Consider the following 22,253-nt stretch of genomic DNA (forward strand, 5'->3'; position numbering starts at 1 on the left):
GGCGGATGGCGCCCATGACTAACTGATTTCGAGCATTACCCACGAAATCTGTTGAGGCACAATTGCTTCCGCCACCCCATCGCGAAGTTCGGCACCAAACCGCCCTGCCGCAGTTGCGATTCCCTTGCGCCGTCAACCCGTGCCCGATCAGCGCCATCGACTTCATCGGCGCGCTTCCCGTGTCTGGGCCCGGCGTAAACACCGAGGTCGCAGGCACCTTCACGGCACGGCAACCTCCCGGATCCAAGGGACTAACCCGAATGACCCAACTCAGGACTAGCGGGTTAGCGATACACGCAAGCGCCGCGCCCGCTCCTTAAAGGCGGTCTCGCCACCCTCAAGGATCTTGCACACATGCTCGCGAATCACCTTGTCGTCGAGTCCGCCGCTAACGTAGGAGAACTCGGGTGGCTGGCCGCCACCGTGCTTGGTGCAGGACGCGACAATCACCTGGTCGACGTCACAGTTCACCACCAGATTGGCGTTATGAGTGACGATGATGACCTGGCGTCTCAGACGAGCCTCACGGAACAGCGCCACCAGTTCGGTGTAGACCGAATGCGGATCGAGGTTCTCCTCTGGCTGGTCAATGATCAACGGGCGGGCGTCCTCGACATCGAGCGCTAAGTACAGCAGCAACAGGACGATCCCGCGTGTACCGGGCGAGAGCTGCGTGATCGATACGCCCTCGTACTCGATGCTGTAGTGCACACGGATGTGGTCGGTGGAGTATTGGTAACGCGCAAGATCGACAACCCATTGCTGGTATTCGTCGGCGTCTCGGTCAACTGACGATTGGTCAAGCAAGGCCTGGTTGTACCTGGTTCGGAACGCTTCCATCCCAGCGGCAGCTCCTGCGGCGGTGCCTGTCTGCCAAGCTGGCAGCAAATCCTTGGTGGCGATCTCCCCCAGCGCTCCGCGCCCGCGGAATTCGCCGTTCTTACGCAGGTCGAGCAGGCCTTCGATGTCACTCGCCCACTTGTCGACATCGACGCTGCGCACAACCTTCAAGCGCAGTTTGCCGGCCGAGTTCGATGCGCTTTCCAACTTGGCGGCCAGGGGTGCATACAGGTCGGTAAGGATGTCGCAATGCTCCGTGATCAGCTCGAAGAAGCGCTCGTAGAGCTTGGCGCGCTCGGCCAAGATGCCCTCAAGCCGGGCCGGGCTTTGCGCAGCTCGTGCTTGGTCTTCCTCAAGTTGCGTGCGGCGCGCCTCGTGCGTCGCCTGAAGCTGGGCGAGCTGCTGCAGGCGCTGCGCGTTCTTCTGGTCCGCGCCAATCTGCTCGCCGATGGTCTTCTGCTCAGCACGTAGCGACTCCAGCGAACACGTGCCGAGCTGATCGATCGTCATCGCGATCGTCGGTGTCGCGCCAGTCTGGTCGGTTGCAGTCTTGATCAAGGCCGACTGCTCCTCCTGCTTGGAAGCCAGCATGGTCGTAGGGTCATCGGCGAACGACGGGAGCAAATTGGCCCACTCATCCGTTGTCAGCAGCGCTTCCCCGTGCGCACGCTGCAAGTCGGACAATACCTGCGGAAACACCTGCGTCTTGTAGCGCTCAGCCTCGAGTTGCAGCTTGACGTAGGCCTGGCGTTTACGGGTCAGGCCCTGAATGGTCGCCTCGCGGGTGCTTATGACCGTCGCGAGGCGGGTGTAGTACTCGGAACGCTCCTTGCCGCCTGGTTTGATGAGCTGCTTGCGCGCGGCATCGACCTTCGACAGCTCTTCCTTGATCTTCTGCAGATCCTTGGTGATGCCGCCCCGTCGCCGGTACCAGTTTCGCTCGGTCAGCAGATCCTGGGATAGCTGATCAAGTCGCTGATTGAGCGACAGGACCGCGAGCTGCGTCTCACTGCTGCGGAGCCGAACCAGCGCGTCGAAACTATCCGCACCAAGGCGTGACTCGGGTGGGTGCGCTAAAAAGACCACCCGCTTGATCTCATCGAGCAACTCGTCGCTTTCCGCCACAGACGAGCACAACCGGTCGACGAACTGCTGCGTCAGATAGTGAACTTCGGCATAGTCCACTGACGCTTGATTGAGTGAGTGGTCCGAGTGGGTGCCGTCGCTCCACTCGGCCGTCACTGTCGCTGAGCCGAGGAACGATTTCGCCCGCGTCAAGAACGATTGTTCACCCTCAATCGGGTGTGGACTGCTGCCGGCGTGCGCAATCAAGTCGGCCAAAGCGGTCTTCCCCGACCCCCGCGCACCGATGATCGCCACCATGCCCTCGTTGATCAACTGCGACTGCTGCACCAACCAAGGCAACGACGGTGTAGCGACCGACACGATGCTGTATGGCGTCTCCGCCTCGGGCGGAGTCGGACCGATGTGGACCCGGGTGCGAGGTTCCAGACAAGCCTGCCGTAGTGCCTCGAAGGTCGCGCCGCCCCTGATCCAGCAGCGCCGATCATTGTCCGGTTGAGCAACTTTGGCGAGCGTGTGGGCGTCCGACCCGTGCAGGCACGGTTTTGGCCCACCGTATTTCTTCTGCAGCTCATCGACCGACAACACTCCCTCACCGCGCCAGAACCCAATGTTCTTCGGCGTCGCCGTGAAGACGATGTGAGCGAACGCCTCGATCTCTTTGCGCATTGCGGCGAAACTAGCGGTCTCGTCCTGCAATCCGGCGGTGCCATCGTTCGAACTGCCTGCCACTGCAATCAGGACATTGTTCTGCGTCCACTCTGTGATGTCGTGCAGCTTGCGCAACTGATCGAAGTTGACCTTGAACTGGTTGACGCCCGCCCGCAGCGCCACCTCATCGTCCTGGATGGATGGGTCATGGGCGTAACCCAAGCGGCGCAGATCATCAGGAGTGCAGCAGTACGTGTCTCTGGCGAACGTAAACGTCAGCTTCGACAAGAAGCGATTGATCTGTTTGACGTGATCGGGGTCGTCGGGTGACACCAGTAGATGCATGTTGACCGGCTTCCCAGCCTTTGTTTCGATACCCAAACGGATCTCGATGTTGCAAAAAAGCAGATCGACGTTGGGCAGCCTGCCGTTGCTCTTGGCAGCGAGCACTTCCTCATAACGACGAGTGAGCAAGTAGTCAGTGATGCCGAGCGATTCGATGGCAGGAGCAGCGGCTTCGAGCGCGTCGAAGTACTGCCCCATAGACGTGGAGCCGAACTGATCTTCCATGGCTGTGCCGGGAGTGTGAATGTGTGGCTCCCAGCGACGCCAAACAGCGCCACGCGGATCAAACGGAGTGCTGGGTTGACTCATTGTGAGGATTCTCCCCAATGATCCGCTGCATAGGCGAAGCTTTCATAGATTGCGGCGAACTAGTGCGGGATACGTCAGCAGCGGCGCCTCCGAGCGAAGCCCTTTGCCGTGATACCCGTGGCCTCACAGTGAGTCCCCACGAACCACCCTGCGCATCCGAGGCCCATTCTTTTTCCGCGAGTGATGACGAAGGCGAAGGCGTTCTCTATCTCTCAACATCAGCGGGTCTCGACAGCAGGAGGCGCCGGCAAGCACGCAGACAGTCCGCGGACAACAGGGGCACGGTGAATGTCTAACGTATCGATGAAGGTTCCGAGCAGATAATGGGCGTCTGCGGCCGGTGGCCGCGTGAGTTCGATGTCCCAGCACCAGACCTCGGATCATCAATGTGCGGCACGATCAAGCCGCCAGTGAGCACAGCTACCCGCGACCACGAAGTCGAACCCACCCACCTCACGCAACCCCACCCGAACGGCCATTCGGAAGACGGCCGGAGGCGCGGAGCGGCGTAGGCCGTGTTCCGACTGGGACCAACAGACTTGCCAGACTTGCCAACGTTCCTCGCGAGACCAACCGGCGCCACATCGGCACCCAGATCAGGACCAGCCCCAGGGCAGCAGGGCTGACAGAAACCTACCTCGCCGAAGAACGGAGCGGCGCCGAGAGCCCGGGAAGCTATCCCGTTACGGCAGACCGGTTACGGACGTGGGCCCACCCTCAACCGAATGGCCGCCAGCAAAGGCGCTAACTGATTCCCGATCGCCCGGGACGTTTCAGCGCTTCCCCGATTTGTCGGCAGGCCGTCGCCGTGGCTGCGACCTGTGGGCGGCTCAGCGGCGCAAGGAAATAGGCCCGTACCGCATTCGCGTAGGTGATCATGGCCTGTCCCAGCAAGTTTCGCCCCATGTCGGTGATGGTGACCACGACGCAGCGGCGGTCCTGCGGGTTCACCGCCCTGACCACCAGACCCCGGTCCTCAAGCCGCCGAACCTGCCTGGTTAATCGGCTCGGCAACAGCACCAAGGAGCTGGCCAGATCGCCCATCCGAACACTGCCCGCCGCCGCCTCGCCCAGGATCTCCAGCAGCTGCACATCGGCCAGCGTCAACTGGTGAAGATCGGTCAGTTGTCGGTTGAGCACGGTAGTCATCCGCAGCACGGTTGCTAAGTAGTTGTACCACGATTTCTGTTCGGCCAGATCCAGTGTGGGTTCACTACGCGCGGCTCGACCGGCGACGAAGCCTGCCATCACACGGTGCGCTTTCCCTGGATCACGAGTCGGATACTCGTTGACCTCGGGCCCGCACCCCCGCGGTGAGTTCGACCACGTTGGCTTCCCGCGGTTGGGCGCCGGGCCCGTCCGCGCGCCATTGCGCTAAAGGTTCGAGCTCGCCGTCGAGATACTGACAGCGGCACGCGCCACGCCGAATCGCACCGCCCGGCGCGGTGGGAAGGCGCATCGCCTCCACCAGAACGATCGAATCCGCTTGGATTCCATAACTTTCAGCGAGTGTTTCGGCGCACCGCAAATACCCATCCGCAAGCCCCATCAACTACGCGAAAGGCCCTCCACAGCGCGCCCATATTTGCCGGGCATCGACCCGACACGCCCGATTGCGTCCCCCTGCCGGCGCCAAACCGCTGGCAGGCTCGCCACGTGGAGTATGGGGACGAACTGTATGCGGAGCGTTTACGACGGAAAGCACAGGCCGACGCGCTCGCCACCGGGAGGGCGCAATGGACCGACAACCTTGAGGCTGTCGTTCGACTGAAGCTCAGACTCGCGTGGACTGACGCCGTCTCGGTAATCGGACCCGACGATCGCGCCCGTCTCGCCTCTGGGATCAGGCGCCGAACACTTCGATCACTCGGCCGAGCTCTTGAACCCGACGATATGGAGGCGGCAGTTGTCAACGGTGGTGGTTACCGCCACAACAGTGAGGATCTACTTTCACTTGTCGAGGCAGAGCACGAGGCGCTCAAACAGTTCGTCGATTCAAGAACCGACCCATGGGGCGGTCCCGCGCTCCGCAGCGGAGCAACCGGATTCGGCTTCGGTGACCCCACCGTTGATGCGGAAGCGTTCCGAGCCAACGTCAACCGCATCCTGGAAGCGCACCTCGTTGCATTCCACCTCCACGACAACAGCCGGCTTGTGCCAGTCGCGTCCCATGAGATGCACGACGCCGTCGTTGCGCCCACGCTTTATCTGCTCCACAGCGAGCCCAAGTTCGCCGGAGCAGAAACCGCCTACCAGAACGCATTGAAAGAACTTCGCAACCACGATGCAGGCGATGCGATCACCGATGCCGCGACGGCGTTGCAGGAAGTCCTGACGGCGCTCGGTTGCGCAGGCGGCGCGCTCGGCGAACTCCTCTCATCCGCAAAGACAAAGGGATTGCTGACGGGGGCAGACACACCCCTGACAGAGTCCATCGGGAAGACGGTGAACTGGGTTGCCGCCAAACGCAATCAGGGGGAGGCACATCGCGGTGATCCAGACATAAACATGAGCGACGCGTGGATGGTGGTTCACATTGTCGGTGCGCTAACCATCCGGTTGAGCGAGACAGATGGGCGGGCCCGGACATGACGCCGCTGTGGGCGACGCTCGTCGTCGCAACGTTCGGCCCGGTCGGTGCGCTGCTCGGCGTGTGGCTCACCCAGCGCCGTGCCGACAGGCGCGACGACGCCAGGTTCGCCCGCGAGTTGGGGAGCGAACATACCGCCGCCAACGTGAAGACGACGCACTGACCTTTGAACACCGGCGCGCGGCATACGTCGACTTCTTCGAGGCGCTGCGTAAAATGCAGTTGACCGCCTACGAACACGGCATGGGCCTGACAGTGTGGGACACCCACGACCTGCCCGAAGGCTGGCAGACCAACGCTTTTGAGCGACTGCAACACCTGGAAATATATGCTCCCGAACGCGTGTCGTCCCTAGCGAATCTTGCGTATCGCGAAACGTGGAAATGGGGAGACCAAACGCGACTAGGTGAAGATGACGGCACGTTCTACGACACTCAAGAGGTCGTTGACGAAGCGACCAACCTTGCACTGCAAGCTATTCGCGAAGATCTGAAGATTCCCGGCAAGCCGGGAAGCGGAACTCCATCAATTGCCATTGATTACCCAGATCACGGGTCACCCGACTCAGGACAGCCAGAAATCGAGAGGATGCAACGAAATGACGAACTTCCCTGAAGGCACCCATATTCTGCTCGCAGCTGTGCCGCCCATCGAGCTCCACCAGCTCCACGATGTTTTTCTGCCCGTCGACGGCATGGACTACCTAGGCCACCTGTGGCGCGGTTATCGGCGCGTCAAGGGACCGGCGCCCACGCCACCGGGTGTCGATACGCACATCACGGCTCAGTTCGTGGACCCAAACGTGGGAGACCATACGTACAACCTGAGCGACGACACCTACCTGGCCGTCGTCGTTTCCGACACCGACGGACCGATCACGTTTGCCCCTGGCATTCGGCTTCTGGCGGGTGCGATGAACGCCGCTGAGATATTCAAGCTCAACACCAACGTCCTTATACCCACGGGGAAGGCCGAGTACCTTGGCTATACATGGGAAAAGATCTGCCTCACAAAGACTTTTCACCTCAAGGGTGATGAGCTAACCGTCGACTTTGCGACCCCTGGCGTGGAATCGAAGACCTACCCAGCAGGCGAGCCAATCAATGTGATGATGGCTCTCTGGGAAACCGGCCAGGTCATCGCTGATCTGATTCAGGGCTGAACACACTCAAAGGGCAGGTAACCCGCCCTTGCAGCAATGTCGGCTGATCAGCGTCTCGCCTAACGATGCGTGTCTACGAATCGAACCCGTCGAGCGTGCAGCGCGAAGGCCGGCTGAGAGGCTGACCGTCAAGCCGACATCCCAGCCAGGTATTCGGTTATGGCATCCGCTGGGATGAACCGACGGCGTCCGACCCGGGTACTCCGAAGCTCGCCCGCACGCAGCAGTTGCCAGACGGTGCTCTCCGCGCAGCGAAGGTGTTTCGCCGCCTCCGGGACGGTGAACAGCATCGGCACCTGCGGTTCTCGCGGAGGCGGCGGTGTCGCTACCTGAGCTGCGGTGATCAACGCCGCGATCTGCGCGGCCAGCGCGTTGACTTCCACTATCGTCTCCATTTACTATCCGAAGTGGATCATTAATCAATACACTACCCTTCGCGCGCGGGTGTCGCAAGATCTATACATAGTGGATTTATTTTCGCTACACTGGCCGTATGCCACCGAAGGCTCTAGAACTGGGTTTGACCGGTCAGACAGTTGCCGGCAACATCGCTCGCATCCGTGCCGAACGCGGTCTCAGCCTGCGTGAACTCGCCGCCCGCATGCCGGAGGGCCGGAAGCTGAACCACGCGCAACTCTCTGCCGCCGAGCGCGGCGTGCGCCAGGTCACGGCGGATGACCTGACCGCAATCAGCGTCGCTTTGAGCGTCTCACCCGTAGCCCTTCTCATGCCCACAAGCGACTCCGGCGACAAGGGACGCATCGCGCTGACCGGTACCGGTGAGCGCCCCGCCGCCCAACTACTCGACTGGCTTATCGGCGAATACGACCTGGCTTCGGATCCCGACGACGGATACGCACAAGAAAAGCACCGTCGTCAGTCCCTACCGCCCTGGAGGTGGACAAAGAAATGACCCGTGCAGCCCGCAACAACCTGCCGCCGCAGATCAAACGGCGCGAATTGCCCTCCGGCGCAGTCCGATACGAAGTCATCGCCGATGTCACCCGCGAAGGTGCCCGGCACCAGACCCGCAAGCGGTTCGCCAAGCTGGCCGACGCGAAGGAACACCTCGCGGGGCTGCAGGGCGACGTCGTTCGCGGAGTCCACGTCCGCCGGTCGGCTCTCACCGTGCAGCAGGCCGTAGAGGCATGGCTAAGCGGTCAGCGTCTGCGGCCCAAGACACGCAGTGCCTACATCACGGCACTGCGACCCGTCGTCGACGCGCTGGGCACCAAACCCGTACAGCAGGTCAGCAAGTCCGACATCGAGACAGTGGTCCGCAGTCTCGTCGAGGGCACCAGCGCGACGGGCACTTGGAACGCGCCGACGAAGCTCAAAGGCAAGAAAGTTCGCAGTAAGTGGGCGGCGACCAGTATCAACCCTATGCTGGCGCGACTCCGGTCGGTCTGGCAGGACTTGGTGGATCAGGGAGTGGTCAACCGCAACGTGCCTGCGCTGGTCCGCGCGTTACCGACCAAAAGCCCTGAGATGCACACGCTCTCGGTAAAGCAGGTCGAGACGTTGTTCGCCTACATGGCCGGGGACCGTCTGGAGTTGTTCGTGCATCTGGCCCTTCTCGGGTTGCGGCGCGGCGAGATCGCGGCGCTGCGGTGGTCGGTGATCGACCTGGACTCGACTCCGTCCACCCTGACGGTGGCCGCCAACCGGGTGGCGGTATCCGGGGGAGCTGCGGAGTCCGATCCCAAGACCGAGGCGGGCCGGCGCGAGCTGCCGATCCCCGCCGAGCTGCTGCCGATCCTTCGCCGGGCGCGGCAGCGCAGCCGGGAAGAACAATTGGCTGCGGGCAGCAAGTGGGTCGGCCAAGGCCACGTCATCGCCGACGAGCTCGGCAGCCCGTATCACCCGGACACGCTCTACAAGTATTGGTCGCGCACTCTCAAGGCGGCCGGGCTGCCGCACGTCCGGTTGCACGACGCCCGGCACTCCTGCGCCACATTGATGCACCAGCGCAGCGTTCCGCTGGCGGTGATCGCGGCCTGGCTGGGCCACACCGACGCCAGCTTCACGCTTCGCACCTACGCCCACTCCTCCCCCGCGATGCTGACGGAGGCGGCGGTGACGCTCGGCGGTCTTGTGACATCTCGTGACACATCGGATGGCAAGAAGTCCGATACCCCCACGGGGTAAGAATATGAAAACCCTGGCTAGAGAGGGTTTCCTTGGTGGCCAGGGCCGGGATCGAACCGGCGACCTTCCGCTTTTCAGGCGGACGCTCGTACCAACTGAGCTACCTGGCCGGAAGGCACCAGGTGCCTCGCCGTAAAAAAGCGACCCTGACGGGACTTGAACCCGCGACCTCCGCCGTGACAGGGCGGCGCGCTAACCAACTGCGCCACAGGGCCTTGCTTGTACTGCTTCACTCCCGGCGTTTCCGCCGCTTGCGAGTACCCCCAACGGGATTCGAACCCGTGCTACCGCCGTGAAAGGGCGGCGTCCTAGGCCACTAGACGATGGGGGCCAGAACCGAATCTCTCCGAGGCACTCACAACGTTTCACGTTGGGAGCTTGGCTAGCTTAGGGCACAGTGGCCCGAATCCTCAAACCGGTCCCGAGCGGAGCGCGATCGGGCAGGCAGTATTCTGTTCCAGCACGGCCCCTATAGCTCAGTTGGTAGAGCTACGGACTTTTAATCCGCAGGTCGCAGGTTCGAGCCCTGCTGGGGGCACCACACCACCGTCCGTCCGCCGACATCGGCGAACCCATCAGCTGTGAGCTTTTTCATACCGTGGGACCAGGCAAAACGGCGCTCAAGTAGGTCATATCGTCGAACGCCACCGCCAGTTCGTCATCGCCGTACTCCAAGCCGCACTCGGTGTAGAGCTCGCGGACCTGGCGGCCCGTCACCGTCCAGCCCGCGCCGGTCAGGTACTCGATGATGTGATTGCGTTCGCCGTGGTAGATCAGGTCGCCGATCTCCACTTCGAACCCCAGCGCCGACATCTTCTCCCGGTGTTCACGCCACGCCGGGCTGGCGAACACCGATGTGTCGCTGATGAACTCACAGGCCACCCGACTACCAGGAGTGCTCAACGACTTGATGGTGTCGAACAAGGCGTCCTGGGCGTCGGGCTGCAGGTAGATCAGCAGACCCTCGGCGCTCCAGACGGTCGGAGCGTGCGGGTCGAATTCGGCGGCCCGCAGGGCGGTCGGCCAGTCGTCGCGCAGGTCGATGGCCACGGTGCGACGCTCGGCGGTGGGCTGCGCGCCCAAGTCACGCAGCGTGGTCGTCTTGAACTCGATGACTTCCGGCAGATCGACTTCGTAGACCACGGTGCCGGCCGGCCAGTCCAGTCGGTAGGCGCGCGAGTCCAGGCCAGAAGCCAGGATCACCGCCTGTCGGATGCCGCTCCTCGTCGCGGACAGGAAGTGCTCGTCGAAGAATCGGGTGCGCACGCCCATGCCGTGGCCCATCCGGATCGGATCGAACTCGCCGCCTTCAACGACCGGGATGTCGCCGTCGACCATCCGCGTGAAGAAGTCGATGCCGACCGCACGCACCAGCGGTGCCGCCCATGGGTCGTTGATCAGTTTGTCCGGTCCCGAGGTGGCCAGGGCGCGCTGCGCGGCCACCATGGTCGCGGTGGCCCCCACACTGGTGGCCAAGTCCCAGCTGTCACTGTCCGTGCGCGTCATCGATGCCTCTCCGAATAAATACTGCAAACTATCTAGCCAGGCTACCGACCGCCGTGCACCGCGGCACCGGCCACGACCGTGACTGCCACCAAGTCGGCGTCGAGGGCAATCGGATAACCGCTGAGCACGCACGGCATCACCGAGCTGACCGACGGCGATGCCGCGCGATGTCGCGGGCCGATCGGCGTGGTCCGGTGCACCGCGGCACGCATGGCCGCCCCCCGATCACCGTCGCCGAAGGGCGTGTCGGTGGACAGCGCCACCGGAATGTTGCGGGGCGGCGCCCGGATGTTCGCTGCCCAGACCGCAGCCACCACCGTGAAACTGCATCTGACGCTGCGCAAGGCCTACAGCTTCGGTTCCATGGTGATGTCGCTGCTGGGATTCGACTCCCCGGTGGCGACGTTCGCCTATCCCGGGGCGACGATGGGCGCGATGAGTGCGGCCGCGCTCAGCGCAGCGCCACATGCCGGGAAGATCTGGCCGCCAAACTGTGCGACACCGAACTGCAGGCGTCATAGCACTCCGCCCTGCAGCGCGAGCTGCGCAGCCGCCAGGCCGCCGCCGAGCCGGTGACCCGAACCGTCATCATGCCCTGATGAGCATTCTGCGCGAAGCGCTGCTGGGTGGCTGGGAGCTGTCGTCGTTCGAGTCCCGCGGTTCAGCGAGGCTCGACGCAGGAGAGGCGAAGCTGGGACCGCGGCATGAGCCCCTCGACACCGTCACCGGCGCGGTGTCATACCCCTTGGGCACCGCGCCGCGCGGTCTGATCCTCTACACCGCCGACGGGTATATGTCCGCACAACTGACCGGCAGCGCCGATGCCGCGGTGGCTGCCTATATCGCCTACGGTGGCCGATTTCGCGTCGACGAGGACACCGCGACCGTGCACCACGAAGTCAGCGTCTCAATGCTGCCGGAACTGCTGGCGAGCCCGCAGCCCCGGCAGGCACGCGTGGACGGCGACCGGCTGACGCTTTCGGCGACGAGCACCAACGACGGTGTGACGACGCTCAACACCTTGGTCTGGGTCAGACGTCGATAATGACCTTCCCGACCGCCTTGCGGTCGGCCACGTAGCGCAGTGCCGTTGCGGTCTCGGCGAGCGGGAATCGGGCGCCGATGTAGGGGCTGACCTTGCCCTCGGCGAACAGCTGCCGCAGTTCGGCAAGATCGCGCTCGTTCTCCGCCGGGAAGTCGGTGGCGAACGTCCGGATCTCCATGCCCTGCACCGTGATGCCCTTGAGCATCACCAGGTTCAGCGGGATCGCCGGAATCGATCCAGCGGCATAGCCCAAGGTGATGAAGCGCCCGCCGCGGGCCAGGCTGCGCAGCGCCGGCTCCGCATAGGAACCGCCGACCGGGTCGAGCACCGCCTGCGCACCGTCGCCGGTGATCTCCCGGATCCGCGTCTTGAGGTCCTCCCGGTCGTAGTCGACCGTCGCGGCAGCACCGCGCTGGCGGCACACCTCCAGCTTCTCCGGGCTGGATGCCGCGGCAAGCACTTTCGCGCCCATCGCCACCGCCAGGTCGACGGCGGCCAGTCCGACACCGCCGGCTGCGCCCAGCACCACCACCCAATCACCCTCTGCTACTTGGGCAACCGAGCGCAGCGCGTGATAGGCCGTGCGGTAGGTGACTCCGAAGCCGGCCGCGGCCGCGTAATCGATACCGTCGGGGATGGCACTCACAGCCGGCGCGGGAACCAGCGCCTGCTCGGCGAAACCTCCCACGAACGAGGCGCCGGCCACCCGGTCGCCGACAGCGAACGGCACCCCCTCACCGACGGCGATCACATCACCGGCTAGTTCGCTTCCGGGGGTGAACGGTGCCGGGATCTTCAGCTGATACTTGCCGTCGATCAGCAGCACGTCGGGGAAGTTGACCGCCGCGGCCCGCACCCGGACCACCAGCGTGCCGGGCCCGGGCGTCGGGTCGGGCAGCTCCCGAAGCACCAGATCTTCCGGCGGGCCGTACTGCTCGCAGACGATCGCGCGCATCAGAACGCCCCCAGTCCGCGAAGGCAGAACGCCACAAGATGATCCACATCGGCCCGCTTCGGTCGCCGGCCGGAATTGAGGTAGCCACGCATGGTCGACAAGGTAGCGCCAAAGACCAGGTCGGCATCCCGGCGGGGGTCGTCGCCGCCGAGCGCACTGATCGGTGCGGTGAGCAGATCGCGCAACGGCGCCAGGATGTCCTCATCGGAGCGCGGCCGCTCGGCACTGACCGCCAGCTGGGTGCTCGCGGCGCGGCTCAGGCTCAGCAGGTGCGGATCGGACAACTGCGCCAGGGCGCCGCGGATCCAGCACTCGACCTTGGCTACAGGTGTGGATTCCTTGGCCAGTTGCTGCTCCAGATAGGACCCCACAATCGCGACACCGCGCTCCATCACGGCCAAGATCACGTCGTCCTTGCCGGCGAAATAACGGTAGAACGCCTTGTTCGACGAGCCCGCCTCGGCGACGATGTCGCACACCCGGGGCGGGTCGGGTGCACTGCGCTGCAGCACTGTCACCGCTGCGGCCAGGATCCGCTCCACTTCGGCGGTGGCCTCACGCTGGCGGTCGTCAATGCCGCGGTGCACCGCGGCATCGACACGTGTGGTCATGGCACCGCCGGGATCCGGTCAAGGCGGTCGCCGTACTTCGCGCGGGCGGCCTCGATGCGGTTGTCCAGGAATTCGCTGGGCCACTCCGGGTCCTCGGCCTCGTAATCCTTGAGCAGTAAGCGAGCTAGGTTCACCTTGTGCGCCTCGGTGGGACCGTCGGCCAGGCCCAGCGCCACCCCACCAAGGAGCACATTGGTCAGCGGCAACTGCTCGGTCAGACCCATCGCGCCGTGCACCTGGATCGCGCGCAGACCGATCGACTTGAGCACCTGCGACGCCAGAATCTTGCAGACCCCGATCTCGGCCCGGGCCGCCTTCTCGTCGCCGCTGTCGATCAGCCACGCGGCGTGCAGCACCGTCAGCCGAAATGGGATCAGCTCCGCATAGGAGTCGGCGATGAACGCCTGCACCAGCTGCTTGTCGGCCAACGAACTGCCTTGAGTGAAGCGGCTTTTGGCGCGCCGGGCCATCATGTCGATGGCGCGCTGCGCCACCCCGATCGAACGCATAGCGTGATGCAATCGGCCGCCGGCCAGCCGGCTCTGCAGGATCAGGAAGCCTTGACCCGGCTCCCCCAGGATGGCGTCGGCCGGGACCCGCACCTTGTCGTAGCGCACCAGCGAATGCCCGGCCTCATGCGGATGCGAACCCACCAGATGGTGGGTGGCTTCGACGACCAGACCCGGGGTACCGGCCGGGATCAGGAACGTCGACGCCCCACGGTGCACCGGAACATCCGGGTCGGTGATGGCCACCACGATGAAGAACGACGCCACCGAGGCGTTGGAGGAGAAGTACTTACGCCCGGTGATCACCCAATCGTCGCCGTCTCGGACGGCCCGGGTGGTGAACACCCGCGGATCAGCGCCGCCCTGCGGCTCCGTCATGGAGAAGCAGGAGAAGATCTCCCCCGACAGCAATCCGGCCAGATAGCTGTCCTTCTGCTCTGTCGTGCCGAACCGAGCCAGAATTTCGGCGTTGCCGGTGTCGGGGGCCTGGGTGCCGAACACGATGGGTGCCCAGCTGGACCGGCCCAGGATCTCGTTGATCAGGGTCAACTTGACCGCCCCGAACCCCTGGCCACCCAGCTCGGGCCCCAGATGCGGTGCCCACAGGCCCTGTTCGCGCACCTGGGCCTTGAGCGGGTCGACGATCCGGCGGCGTTCGTCGGTCAGCGGCAGGTATTCGCAGCCGGGAAACAGTACTTCGAGGGGCTCCACCTCCTCGCGCACGAACGCCCGGATCCAGTCGAGCTTCGCCTCAAACTCGGGTTCCGTAGAGAAGTCCCACGCCATTTCCCGTTCCTTTCACGGTGAATCAGACACTGCCGCCGTCGGCCCGCACGATCGAGCCGGTGGTGAAGCTGGAGGCATCCGACATCAAAAACAGTGCCGCACCGATGATCTCCGGAGGATTCCCGGCGCGCCGCAATGCGGCGGCGCCGAACGGGTTGTCGGCTTCCCCGAAATCCCACGCCTTGGAGATGTCGGTCAGAAACGGCCCGGGCATCAAGGTGTTGACCCGCACCGTGGGGCCGAACGCCTGGGCCAAAGCCTCGGTCATGACGTTGAGTCCGGCCTTGGCTGCCGCATACGGGATGAACGACGGGTGCGGGCGCAGCGAACCGTGGGTGCTGACATTGATGATCGATCCGCGGCCCGCAGCCATCATCCGTTCGCCGATCAACGCCGACAACCGAAACGGGCCTTTGAGGTTCAGATTCACCACGGCGTCGAACATCTTCTCGGTGACGTCGGTCTGCTTGTCGTAGACCGGCGACATACCGGCGTTGTTGACCAGCACGTCGACCCGCCCGAACCGCTCGTAGGCCGCATCGACCAAGCCGTCGAGCTGATCCCAGCGCCCGACGTGCACCGCATAGGGCAGGGCGGTGCGTCCCGTCTCGGACTCGATCTCGGCGGCGGTGGCCTGGCAGGCTTCGAGTTTGCGGCTGGCGATCACCACATCGGCGCCGCACCGGGCCGCCGCCAGCGCCATCTCGCGCCCCAGGCCGCGGCTGCCGCCGGTAACCAGCACCACCCGGTCGGTCAGGTCGAAGAGCGAATCCGCGTACCCCATGTCAACCTCACTGTGCCGGTAGAGAGCGGGCGAGTTCGGCTGCGACGCTGATCAACTGCGGGATCATCGGGCCCATGGCAGCGGCGATCTTCGGGTCGCCTCGGTCACCGGGACAGAGAATAGCGTTCTCCACCTGGAGATTGGTCGGCTTCAGCGATTCTTTATGGGGTCGGCGATGGAAACCCCACAACCTGGAGCGCGCGAGCATGCATGGTCGTACGCGCAGCACGGCGTGTTGCCGTGCAAACCCGCCGTGCTGCGCGAAAAGGAACTGTGCTCGTGCGAACAGGTAGGGGCTTGGTCAGCCCAGCACTTCGGAAATGGGGGCACCGGCGATGATCTTGCCCCGCGCACCCATCACTTTGCCGGGCCGGCCCGCACCGACCACACCGGCGAGCACACCGTTGCGCTCGTAGTAGGCCAGGAACTTGTGGCCGTCGTCCTCGACCAGGTGCACGATATCGGTGGCCTCCGGCTCGCCCAGGCACTGGATCTTCACGTCGTACTGGTCGCTCCAGAAGTACGCCGGCACCGCGACGTCATGCAGCGACTCCCGGCCCAGCATGGTCGGCACCATTACCCGCACCTGGGTGACGACATTGCTCCAGTGCTCGACGCGCACCTGGTGCCCGTCGCGGCCCCGCCAGAACGCGACGTCGCCCACGGCCCACACGTTCGGCGCACTGGTGCGCCCGGTCGCGTCGCACACCACTCCGTTGTCGACATCGATCCCGCAGCCGTCCAGCCACTGGGTCGCCGGCCGCGAACCCACGCCCAGCACCACCACGTCGGCAGTCAGTTCGGTGCCGTCGGTGAGCACCACGGTCTCGACGCGGCCGGCGCCGCGAACCTCGGCCACCCCGACGCCGCTGCGGACATCGACGCCGTTGGCCCGGTGCAACCGCGCCACCAGTTCGCCGATCTGCTCACCGAGCACGGCGGCCAGCGGGGTGGGCTGCGGCTCGACCAACACCACGTCCACGCCCAGCTTGCGCAGGCTCGCCGCCGCCTCACAACCGATGAAGCCGGCGCCGATCACCACCGCCCGACTGGCGCCGGCCGCGTCTTCGCGCAACGCCAGGCTGTCCTCGAAGGACCGGACCACCCGGATGCCGTCCAAGTCACCGAAACTCGGGATACGCCGCGGCACCAGACCAGTGGCGATCACTAGTTGGTCGTAGCCCAGCACGCTGCCGTCTGCCAGCGTCACCGATTGCGCCGCGGCGTCGACACTGCGAGCACCGCAACCCAGCCGCAGGCTGATGTCGTGGGAGGCGTAGAACTCCGGGGGCTCGAGCGTGGTGTCGTCGCGCTCGCCGCGCAGCACCTCTTTGGTCAGCGGCGGCCGGTCATAGGGCGGGCGAGTCTCGTCGGAGACGATCGTGATCGGCCCCGCGTATTCTTCGCGCCGCAATTCCTCGGCGGTGCGGACAGCCGCCAGGCCGCCGCCAACGATAACGATGCCGTTTCCAGAAGTGACCATCAGGATTTTCTACACGACCGAGCCGCGCCGCGATGCACCCGCCTTGGGGCCCTGGCGCCGTTTTGAGCATGTTCGACCCAGTTTGTAGCGCTATTCATACCCCCCGAAGAAATGGCCCAGTGCCTACAGTGGCGCCAGCGGCTCGGCCCAAGGACGAAGTGAGGACACCCATGACCACGATCAACGGCGAATGCCTCACGGGGGTATCGGCGACCACCCTGTGGACCCTGCACAATCGGGGCAGCGAGGCCAAACGCAGCGACAGCGTCATCGATGACCCGATGGCGGCGGAGCTGTTCGATTCGATTCAGTACGACTACCGCAAGTTCGGCCGCCCCTCCCAGGCTCATCCGCTGCGCGCACTGGCCTTCGACCAACAGACCCGCGATTACCTCGCCTCGCACCCAAAAGGATCTGTGGTGGCATTGGCCGAGGGTCTGCAGACCAGCTTCTGGAGGCTGGATAACGGTGAACTCACTTGGTACACCATCGACCTGGAGCCGGTGGTGGAGCTTCGCAACAACCTGCTGCCGGCGAACGAGAGGGTGATAACCCTCGCGCAGTCCGCGCTCGACCTGAGCTGGATGGACAAGGTGGACATCGGCGCCGGGGTCCTGGTGACCGCCGAGGGACTGTTGATGTACCTGCAGCCCGAGGAAGCCCTGGGGCTGATCGCCGCCTGCGCCCAGCGGTTCCCCGGCGGCCGGATGGTGTTCGACAACATTCCGCACTGGTTCAGCCGGCGGACGCTGCGCGGTATGCGGCTCTCCGACCGCTACGTGGCGCCGCCAATGCCGTTCGCGATGACATCCGAGCAGGCCACGGCACTCACCACGCTGCCCGGCGTGGTCTCCGCGCGCGATGTGCCGCTGCCCTCCGGGCGCGGTGTCTGGAACGCGAAGTACATCCGACAGCTGGACAGGATCGGCTTCGTGCGGCGGGCGCGGCCGTCCATCACCGTGCTCGACTTCGGGTGACGCTCAGTACTTCAGTGCGCCCTTGTCGACGGGGATCTGCAGACCCGTCAGAACGCCCGAGCCATCGCCGGCGAGCCACGCGACCACGTCGGCCACCTCTTCGGAGGTGATGAAACCGTTGGGACGCAACGGCATCGGAGGGAAGGCGTGCAGGTAGTCGGGGTGCTCGCCGAAGATCTTGGCCATCACCTGCGGCTCGATCATCGGGGTGTCGACGGAGTACGGGTGAATCGAGTTGACCCGGATCCCGTGCTCGCCGGCCTCCAGCGCCAGGGTGTTGGTCAGGGCCACCAGGCCGTACTTGGAGGCCGCGTAGTGCCCGTTGCCGGGGGTGGCCTTGAGGCCGGCCGAGGAACTGACGATCACGATCGAGCCGCCGTTGCCGGCCTCGATCATCGCCGGCACCGCGGCCCGGATGGTGCGCCAGGTGCCGGTCAGGTTGACGTCGATGACGGTGTTCCACTGCTCGTCGGTGAGCTCCCAGAGCCGCCCCCAGCTCAGCACGCCGGCGTTGGCGACCACCACGTCGAGCCGGCCGAACTGTTCCACCCCGTCGGCGACCAGGGATCGCAGTGCGGCGTCGTCGCGGACGTCGACCGAACGGGCCAGCACCTTGCGGCCCTGCGCCTCGACCCCACGGACCATCTCGGCGAGGTCGTCGGGTGTGGCGGCCGGATAGGTGATGCTGTCCGACGCCGGCGCGCAGATGTCGGCGGCGATGATGTCGGCGCCTTCGGCCGCCAACCGGATCGCGTGCGCCCGGCCCTGGCCGCGAGCGGCCCCGGTGACGAAGGCGACGCGTCCCTGCAAAGTCCCATTCGCGTTCACGGGTTCAGGCTAGCAGCCGAATTAGAACGTGTTCTACTTTCGGTCAAGCTCACAAGTCTGCGATGATCTGCCGGCGCTTCTCCTTCACGTAACGCCACAACATGAGCGCCACGGTACCGCTACGGCCGGTCACCACCGTGGACAGACGCAAAAGCCCCCTTTCCACGCGGGAAAGGGGGCCTTCGCGACTGAAGTGCAGGAACTACTTGATGATCTTGACGACCCGGCCGGCGCCGACGGTACGACCACCCTCACGGATGGCGAACCGCAGACCCTCGTCCATGGCGACAGGCTGGATCAGCTTGACGGTCATCTCGGTGTTGTCACCGGGCATCACCATCTCGGTGCCCTCCGGCAGGCTCACCACACCGGTCACGTCGGTGGTGCGGAAGTAGAACTGCGGACGGTAGTTGTTGAAGAACGGCGTGTGGCGGCCGCCCTCGTCCTTGGACAGGATGTAGGCCTGACCCTCGAACTCGGTGTGCGGGGTGGTGGTGCCGGGCTTGACCACAACCTGGCCACGCTCGACGTCCTCACGCTTGATACCACGGATCAGCAGACCGACGTTGTCGCCGGCCTGACCCTGGTCCAGCAGCTTGCGGAACATCTCCACACCGGTGACGGTGGTCTTGGTGGTGTCCGGACGGATGCCGACGATCTCGACTTCCTCGTTCACGTTGATCACGCCACGCTCGACACGACCGGTGACCACGGTGCCACGACCGGTGATGGTGAAGACGTCTTCAACCGGCATCAGGAACGGCTTGTCGGTCTCGCGAACCGGGTCCGGGATGGACTCGTCGACGGCGTCCATCAGGTCCTCGACGGACTTGACCCACTTCTCGTCGCCCTCGAGCGCCTTCAGAGCCGACACCCGAACCACCGGGGCCTCCTCGTCGAACTCCTGGGCACCCAGCAGCTCGCGGACCTCCATCTCGACGAGCTCGAGGAGCTCTTCGTCGTCGACCATGTCGGACTTGTTCAGCGCCACCAGGATGTAGGGCACACCGACCTGACGGGCCAGCAGCACGTGCTCGCGGGTCTGCGGCATCGGGCCGTCGGTGGCCGCGACCACCAGGATCGCGCCGTCCATCTGGGCAGCACCGGTGATCATGTTCTTGATGTAGTCAGCGTGGCCCGGCGCGTCGACGTGGGCGTAGTGCCGCTTCTCGGTCTGGTACTCCACGTGGGAGATGTTGATCGTGATACCGCGCTGACGCTCTTCGGGCGCGTTGTCGATCTGGTCGAACGCACGCGACTCGTTGAGGGCCGGGTACTTGTCGTGCAGAACCTTGGTGATAGCCGCGGTCAGCGTGGTCTTGCCGTGGTCAACGTGACCGATGGTCCCGATGTTGACGTGCGGCTTCGTCCGCTCGAACTTCGCCTTCGCCACTTCTTGTCCTCCTGGACTTGTTGGTGCTGGGTTACAGCAGGATTGATCTTTTTTGGTTTGTGCCACCGTAGCGGCACGGGCGGGAAGCTAGTTACTCGCCCGTTGCCTTCGCGATAATCTCCTTCGCCACCTGCGCCGGCACTTCGGCGTAGGAGTCGAACACCATGGAGTAGTTCGCCCGGCCCTGGGTCTTCGACCGCAAGTCTCCGACGTAGCCGAACATCTCCGACAGCGGCACCTGCGCCTTGACGACGCGCGCACCGCTGCGCTCCTCCATGGCCTGGATCTGGCCACGGCGGGAGTTCAGGTCGCCGATCACATCGCCCATGTAGTCCTCGGGCGTGGTGACCTCAACGGCCATGATCGGTTCCAGGATCACCGGCTGCGCGGCAGCGGCAGCCTTCTTCAGCGCCTGCGAGCCAGCCACCTTGAAGGCCATCTCGGAGGAGTCGACGTCGTGGTACTGACCGTCGGTCAGGGTGACCTTGATGTTGACCAGCGGGTAGCCGGCCAGCACGCCGTACTGCATGGCGTCCTGGGCTCCGGCGTCCACCGCGGGGATGTACTCGCGGGGCACGCGGCCACCGGTGACCTTGTTCTCGAACTCGTAGGTCGCACCGTCTTCGCCGGTGAACGGTTCGATGTCGATGAGGACCTTCGCGAACTGGCCCGAGCCACCCGTCTGCTTCTTGTGGGTGTACTCGACCTTCTCGACCTTCTTGCGGATGGTCTCCTTGTAGGCCACCTGCGGCTTGCCGACGTTAGCCTCGACCTTGAATTCGCGGCGCATGCGATCCACCAGGATGTCCAGGTGCAGCTCGCCCATGCCGCCGATCACGGTCTGACCGGTCTCCTGGTCGAGGTGGACCTTGAAGGTCGGGTCCTCTTCGGCCAGCTTCTGGATGGCCAGGCTCAGCTTCTCCTGGTCACTCTTGGTCTTGGGCTCGATGGCCACCTCGATGACCGGAGCCGGGAATGTCATCGACTCCAGCACGATCTGGTTGTTCGGGTCGCACAGGGTGTCGCCGGTGGTGGTGTCCTTGAGGCCGATCATCGCGTAGATGTGGCCGGCGAACGCCGAGTCGACCGGGTTCTCCTTGTTGGAGTGCATCTGGAACAGCTTGCCCAGCCGCTCCTTCTTGCCCTTGGTCGAGTTGACCACCTGCGTGCCGGACTCCACCTTGCCCGAGTACACCCGGACGTAGGTGAGCTTGCCGAAGAACGGGTGCACCGCGATCTTGAACGCCAGCGCCGAGAACGGCTCGTCGATGCTGGGCTTGCGGCTGATGACCTCGTCTTCCTTGCCGGGCACGTGGCCCTGCACGGACTCGACGTCCAGCGGCGACGGTAGGTAGTCGATCACCGCGTCCAGCATCGGCTGGACACCCTTGTTCTTGAACGCGCTGCCGCACAGCACCGGGTAGAGCTCGGAGGCGACCGTCAGCTTGCGGATGCCGCCCTTGATCTCCTCGGTCGAGAGCTCCTCGCCGCCGAGGTACTTCTCCAGCAGAGCCTCGTCGGTCTCGGCGACGGCCTCCAGCAGAGCGGTCCGGTACTCGTCGGCCTTGTCGGCCAGGTCGGCCGGGATCTCGATGGTCTCGTAGGTCTCACCGAGCTTGGTCTCGCCGCGCCACACCTTGGCGTTCATCTCGACCAGGTCGACGATGCCCTCGAAGTCGTTCTCCGCGCCGATCGGCAGCTGGATCACCAGCGGGCGAGCGCCGAGGCGCTCTTCAATGGTGCGCACGGTGAAGTAGAAGTCCGCACCGAGCTTGTCCATCTTGTTGACAAAGCAGATCCGGGGCACGTCGTACTTGTCGGCCTGCCGCCACACCTGCTCGGACTGCGGCTCCACGCCTTCCTTGCCGTCGAACACGGCAACGGCGCCATCAAGGACACGCAGGGAGCGCTCCACCTCGACGGTGAAGTCGACGTGGCCCGGGGTGTCGATGATGTTGATCTGGTTCTTGTTCCAGAAGCAGGTCACCGCGGCGGAGGTGATGGTGATGCCGCGCTCCTGCTCCTGCTCCATCCAGTCGGTCGTGGAGGCACCGTCGTGCGTCTCACCGATCTTGTAGTTGACGCCGGTGTAGTACAGGATCCGCTCGGTCGTCGTCGTCTTACCCGCATCGATGTGCGCCATGATGCCGATATTGCGGACCTTGTTCAGGTCAGTCAGCACATCCTGTGCCACAGCAGTCTTCCCACTCTTTCGGTTACTTCAATTGCTTGTTGTCGCAAGTGCGGT

Annotated in this window: 21 protein-coding genes, 4 tRNA genes and 1 pseudogene; 10 read left to right on the forward strand and 16 right to left on the reverse strand. The window is 64.5% G+C overall.

Annotated elements, in window-relative coordinates; all coding sequences use genetic code 11:
• Nucleotides 1-276: 276 nt before the first annotated feature.
• Nucleotides 277-3,228 carry an ATP-binding protein gene (locus NM962_04555; protein UVO13405.1) on the reverse strand — a complete coding sequence of 984 codons (2,952 nt, stop codon included), beginning with the start codon at nt 3,226-3,228 and terminating at the stop codon, nt 277-279.
• A gap of 744 nt (nt 3,229-3,972) precedes the next feature.
• Nucleotides 3,973-4,476 carry a MarR family transcriptional regulator gene (locus NM962_04560; GenBank protein ID UVO13406.1) on the reverse strand — a complete coding sequence of 168 codons (504 nt, stop codon included), beginning with the start codon at nt 4,474-4,476 and terminating at the stop codon, nt 3,973-3,975.
• 408 nt (nt 4,477-4,884) lie between these two features.
• Here NM962_04560 and NM962_04565 point away from each other — a divergent pair, with 408 nt between their 5' ends.
• From NM962_04565 to NM962_04580, 4 genes are read left to right on the forward strand one after another with little or no spacing between them, the layout of a single operon-like run.
• Nucleotides 4,885-5,820: a hypothetical protein gene (locus NM962_04565; GenBank protein UVO13407.1), complete on the forward strand. Its 936-nt coding sequence runs from the start codon at nt 4,885-4,887 to the stop codon at nt 5,818-5,820.
• The gene (locus tag NM962_04570) at nt 5,817-5,981 is read left to right on the forward strand and encodes a hypothetical protein (GenBank protein ID UVO13408.1); all 165 of its coding nucleotides are present in this window, start codon (nt 5,817-5,819) and stop codon (nt 5,979-5,981) included. Before NM962_04565 ends, NM962_04570 begins: the two co-directional genes overlap by 4 nt.
• A gap of 53 nt (nt 5,982-6,034) precedes the next feature.
• Nucleotides 6,035-6,433, forward strand: a complete 399-nt coding sequence (locus NM962_04575; protein UVO13409.1) for a hypothetical protein — start codon at nt 6,035-6,037, stop codon at nt 6,431-6,433.
• Complete coding sequence (locus NM962_04580) at nt 6,417-6,980, forward strand: hypothetical protein (GenBank protein UVO13410.1); 564 nt, start codon at nt 6,417-6,419, stop codon at nt 6,978-6,980. The genes NM962_04575 and NM962_04580 overlap by 17 nt, the downstream gene beginning before the upstream one ends.
• 128 nt (nt 6,981-7,108) lie before the next feature.
• On the opposite strand, the gene NM962_04585 is transcribed toward NM962_04580, so the two are convergent.
• The gene (locus tag NM962_04585; protein UVO13411.1) at nt 7,109-7,375 is read right to left on the reverse strand and encodes a helix-turn-helix domain-containing protein; all 267 of its coding nucleotides are present in this window, start codon (nt 7,373-7,375) and stop codon (nt 7,109-7,111) included.
• Nucleotides 7,376-7,473: 98 nt separating this feature from the next.
• On the opposite strand from NM962_04585, the gene NM962_04590 reads away from it, so the two are divergent.
• Nucleotides 7,474-7,893 (forward strand): helix-turn-helix transcriptional regulator, encoded by a 420-nt coding sequence (locus NM962_04590; protein UVO13412.1) that lies wholly within the window; start codon nt 7,474-7,476, stop codon nt 7,891-7,893.
• Nucleotides 7,890-9,128: a site-specific integrase gene (locus NM962_04595; GenBank protein ID UVO13413.1), complete on the forward strand. Its 1,239-nt coding sequence runs from the start codon at nt 7,890-7,892 to the stop codon at nt 9,126-9,128. The genes NM962_04590 and NM962_04595 overlap by 4 nt, the downstream gene beginning before the upstream one ends.
• A 33-nt stretch (nt 9,129-9,161) precedes the next feature.
• On the opposite strand, the gene NM962_04600 is transcribed toward NM962_04595, so the two are convergent.
• The 3 genes from NM962_04600 to NM962_04610 form a co-directional block, all read right to left on the reverse strand.
• Nucleotides 9,162-9,238, reverse strand: a tRNA-Phe gene (locus NM962_04600).
• Nucleotides 9,239-9,269: 31 nt separating this feature from the next.
• Nucleotides 9,270-9,343: transfer RNA gene (locus NM962_04605), tRNA-Asp, on the reverse strand.
• Nucleotides 9,344-9,386: 43 nt separating this feature from the next.
• Nucleotides 9,387-9,459 (reverse strand) — tRNA-Glu (locus NM962_04610).
• Nucleotides 9,460-9,593: 134 nt separating this feature from the next.
• Here NM962_04610 and NM962_04615 point away from each other — a divergent pair.
• Nucleotides 9,594-9,669: transfer RNA gene (locus NM962_04615), tRNA-Lys, on the forward strand.
• Nucleotides 9,670-9,719: 50 nt separating this feature from the next.
• Here NM962_04615 and NM962_04620 read toward each other — a convergent pair.
• Both NM962_04620 and NM962_04625 read right to left on the reverse strand, forming a co-directional pair.
• Nucleotides 9,720-10,634 (reverse strand): class I SAM-dependent methyltransferase, encoded by a 915-nt coding sequence (locus NM962_04620; protein UVO13414.1) that lies wholly within the window; start codon nt 10,632-10,634, stop codon nt 9,720-9,722.
• A gap of 41 nt (nt 10,635-10,675) precedes the next feature.
• On the reverse strand, nt 10,676-10,948 hold the full coding sequence (locus tag NM962_04625; GenBank protein ID UVO14940.1) for a hypothetical protein: 273 nt from the start codon (nt 10,946-10,948) through the stop codon (nt 10,676-10,678).
• Here NM962_04625 and NM962_04630 point away from each other — a divergent pair.
• Nucleotides 10,896-11,233: pseudogene (locus NM962_04630) on the forward strand (acetyl-CoA carboxylase carboxyltransferase subunit). The gene NM962_04625 and the pseudogene NM962_04630 overlap by 53 nt on opposite strands.
• Nucleotides 11,233-11,679 carry a lipocalin-like domain-containing protein gene (locus NM962_04635; GenBank protein ID UVO13415.1) on the forward strand — a complete coding sequence of 149 codons (447 nt, stop codon included), beginning with the start codon at nt 11,233-11,235 and terminating at the stop codon, nt 11,677-11,679. The pseudogene NM962_04630 and the gene NM962_04635 overlap by 1 nt, the downstream one beginning before the upstream one ends.
• Here the strand turns inward: NM962_04635 and NM962_04640 are convergent.
• The 5 genes from NM962_04640 to NM962_04660 form a co-directional block, all read right to left on the reverse strand.
• Nucleotides 11,666-12,634, reverse strand: coding sequence for an NADPH:quinone oxidoreductase family protein (locus tag NM962_04640; GenBank protein ID UVO13416.1), 969 nt, complete (start codon nt 12,632-12,634; stop codon nt 11,666-11,668). The two genes, NM962_04635 and NM962_04640, sit on opposite strands and share 14 nt — an antisense overlap.
• Entirely contained in the window at nt 12,634-13,245 is a 612-nt protein-coding gene (locus NM962_04645) for a TetR/AcrR family transcriptional regulator (protein ID UVO13417.1), read from the reverse strand. Before NM962_04645 ends, NM962_04640 begins: the two co-directional genes overlap by 1 nt.
• Entirely contained in the window at nt 13,242-14,540 is a 1,299-nt protein-coding gene (locus NM962_04650) for an acyl-CoA dehydrogenase family protein (protein ID UVO13418.1), read from the reverse strand. Before NM962_04650 ends, NM962_04645 begins: the two co-directional genes overlap by 4 nt.
• 22 nt (nt 14,541-14,562) lie before the next feature.
• Nucleotides 14,563-15,324: a glucose 1-dehydrogenase gene (locus NM962_04655; GenBank protein UVO13419.1), complete on the reverse strand. Its 762-nt coding sequence runs from the start codon at nt 15,322-15,324 to the stop codon at nt 14,563-14,565.
• Between the two features lie 301 nt (nt 15,325-15,625).
• Nucleotides 15,626-16,807 (reverse strand): FAD-dependent oxidoreductase, encoded by a 1,182-nt coding sequence (locus NM962_04660; protein ID UVO13420.1) that lies wholly within the window; start codon nt 16,805-16,807, stop codon nt 15,626-15,628.
• A 170-nt stretch (nt 16,808-16,977) separates the two neighbouring features.
• On the opposite strand from NM962_04660, the gene NM962_04665 reads away from it, so the two are divergent.
• Nucleotides 16,978-17,784 (forward strand): class I SAM-dependent methyltransferase, encoded by an 807-nt coding sequence (locus tag NM962_04665; GenBank protein ID UVO13421.1) that lies wholly within the window; start codon nt 16,978-16,980, stop codon nt 17,782-17,784.
• Between the two features lie 3 nt (nt 17,785-17,787).
• Here the strand turns inward: NM962_04665 and NM962_04670 are convergent, their stop codons facing one another.
• From NM962_04670 to fusA, 3 genes are all read right to left on the reverse strand, one after another.
• Entirely contained in the window at nt 17,788-18,612 is an 825-nt protein-coding gene (locus tag NM962_04670; protein UVO13422.1) for a mycofactocin-coupled SDR family oxidoreductase, read from the reverse strand.
• A gap of 202 nt (nt 18,613-18,814) precedes the next feature.
• Nucleotides 18,815-20,005, reverse strand: coding sequence for an elongation factor Tu (gene tuf / locus NM962_04675; protein ID UVO13423.1), 1,191 nt, complete (start codon nt 20,003-20,005; stop codon nt 18,815-18,817).
• Nucleotides 20,006-20,096: 91 nt separating this feature from the next.
• Nucleotides 20,097-22,148 (reverse strand): elongation factor G, encoded by a 2,052-nt coding sequence (fusA, locus tag NM962_04680; protein ID UVO14548.1) that lies wholly within the window; start codon nt 22,146-22,148, stop codon nt 20,097-20,099.
• Nucleotides 22,149-22,253 lie beyond the last annotated feature (105 nt).

Origin of the sequence: Mycobacterium sp. SVM_VP21 (genome assembly GCA_024758765.1) — a bacterium.
Taxonomy (GTDB): Bacteria; Actinomycetota; Actinomycetes; order Mycobacteriales; family Mycobacteriaceae; genus Mycobacterium; species Mycobacterium heraklionense_C.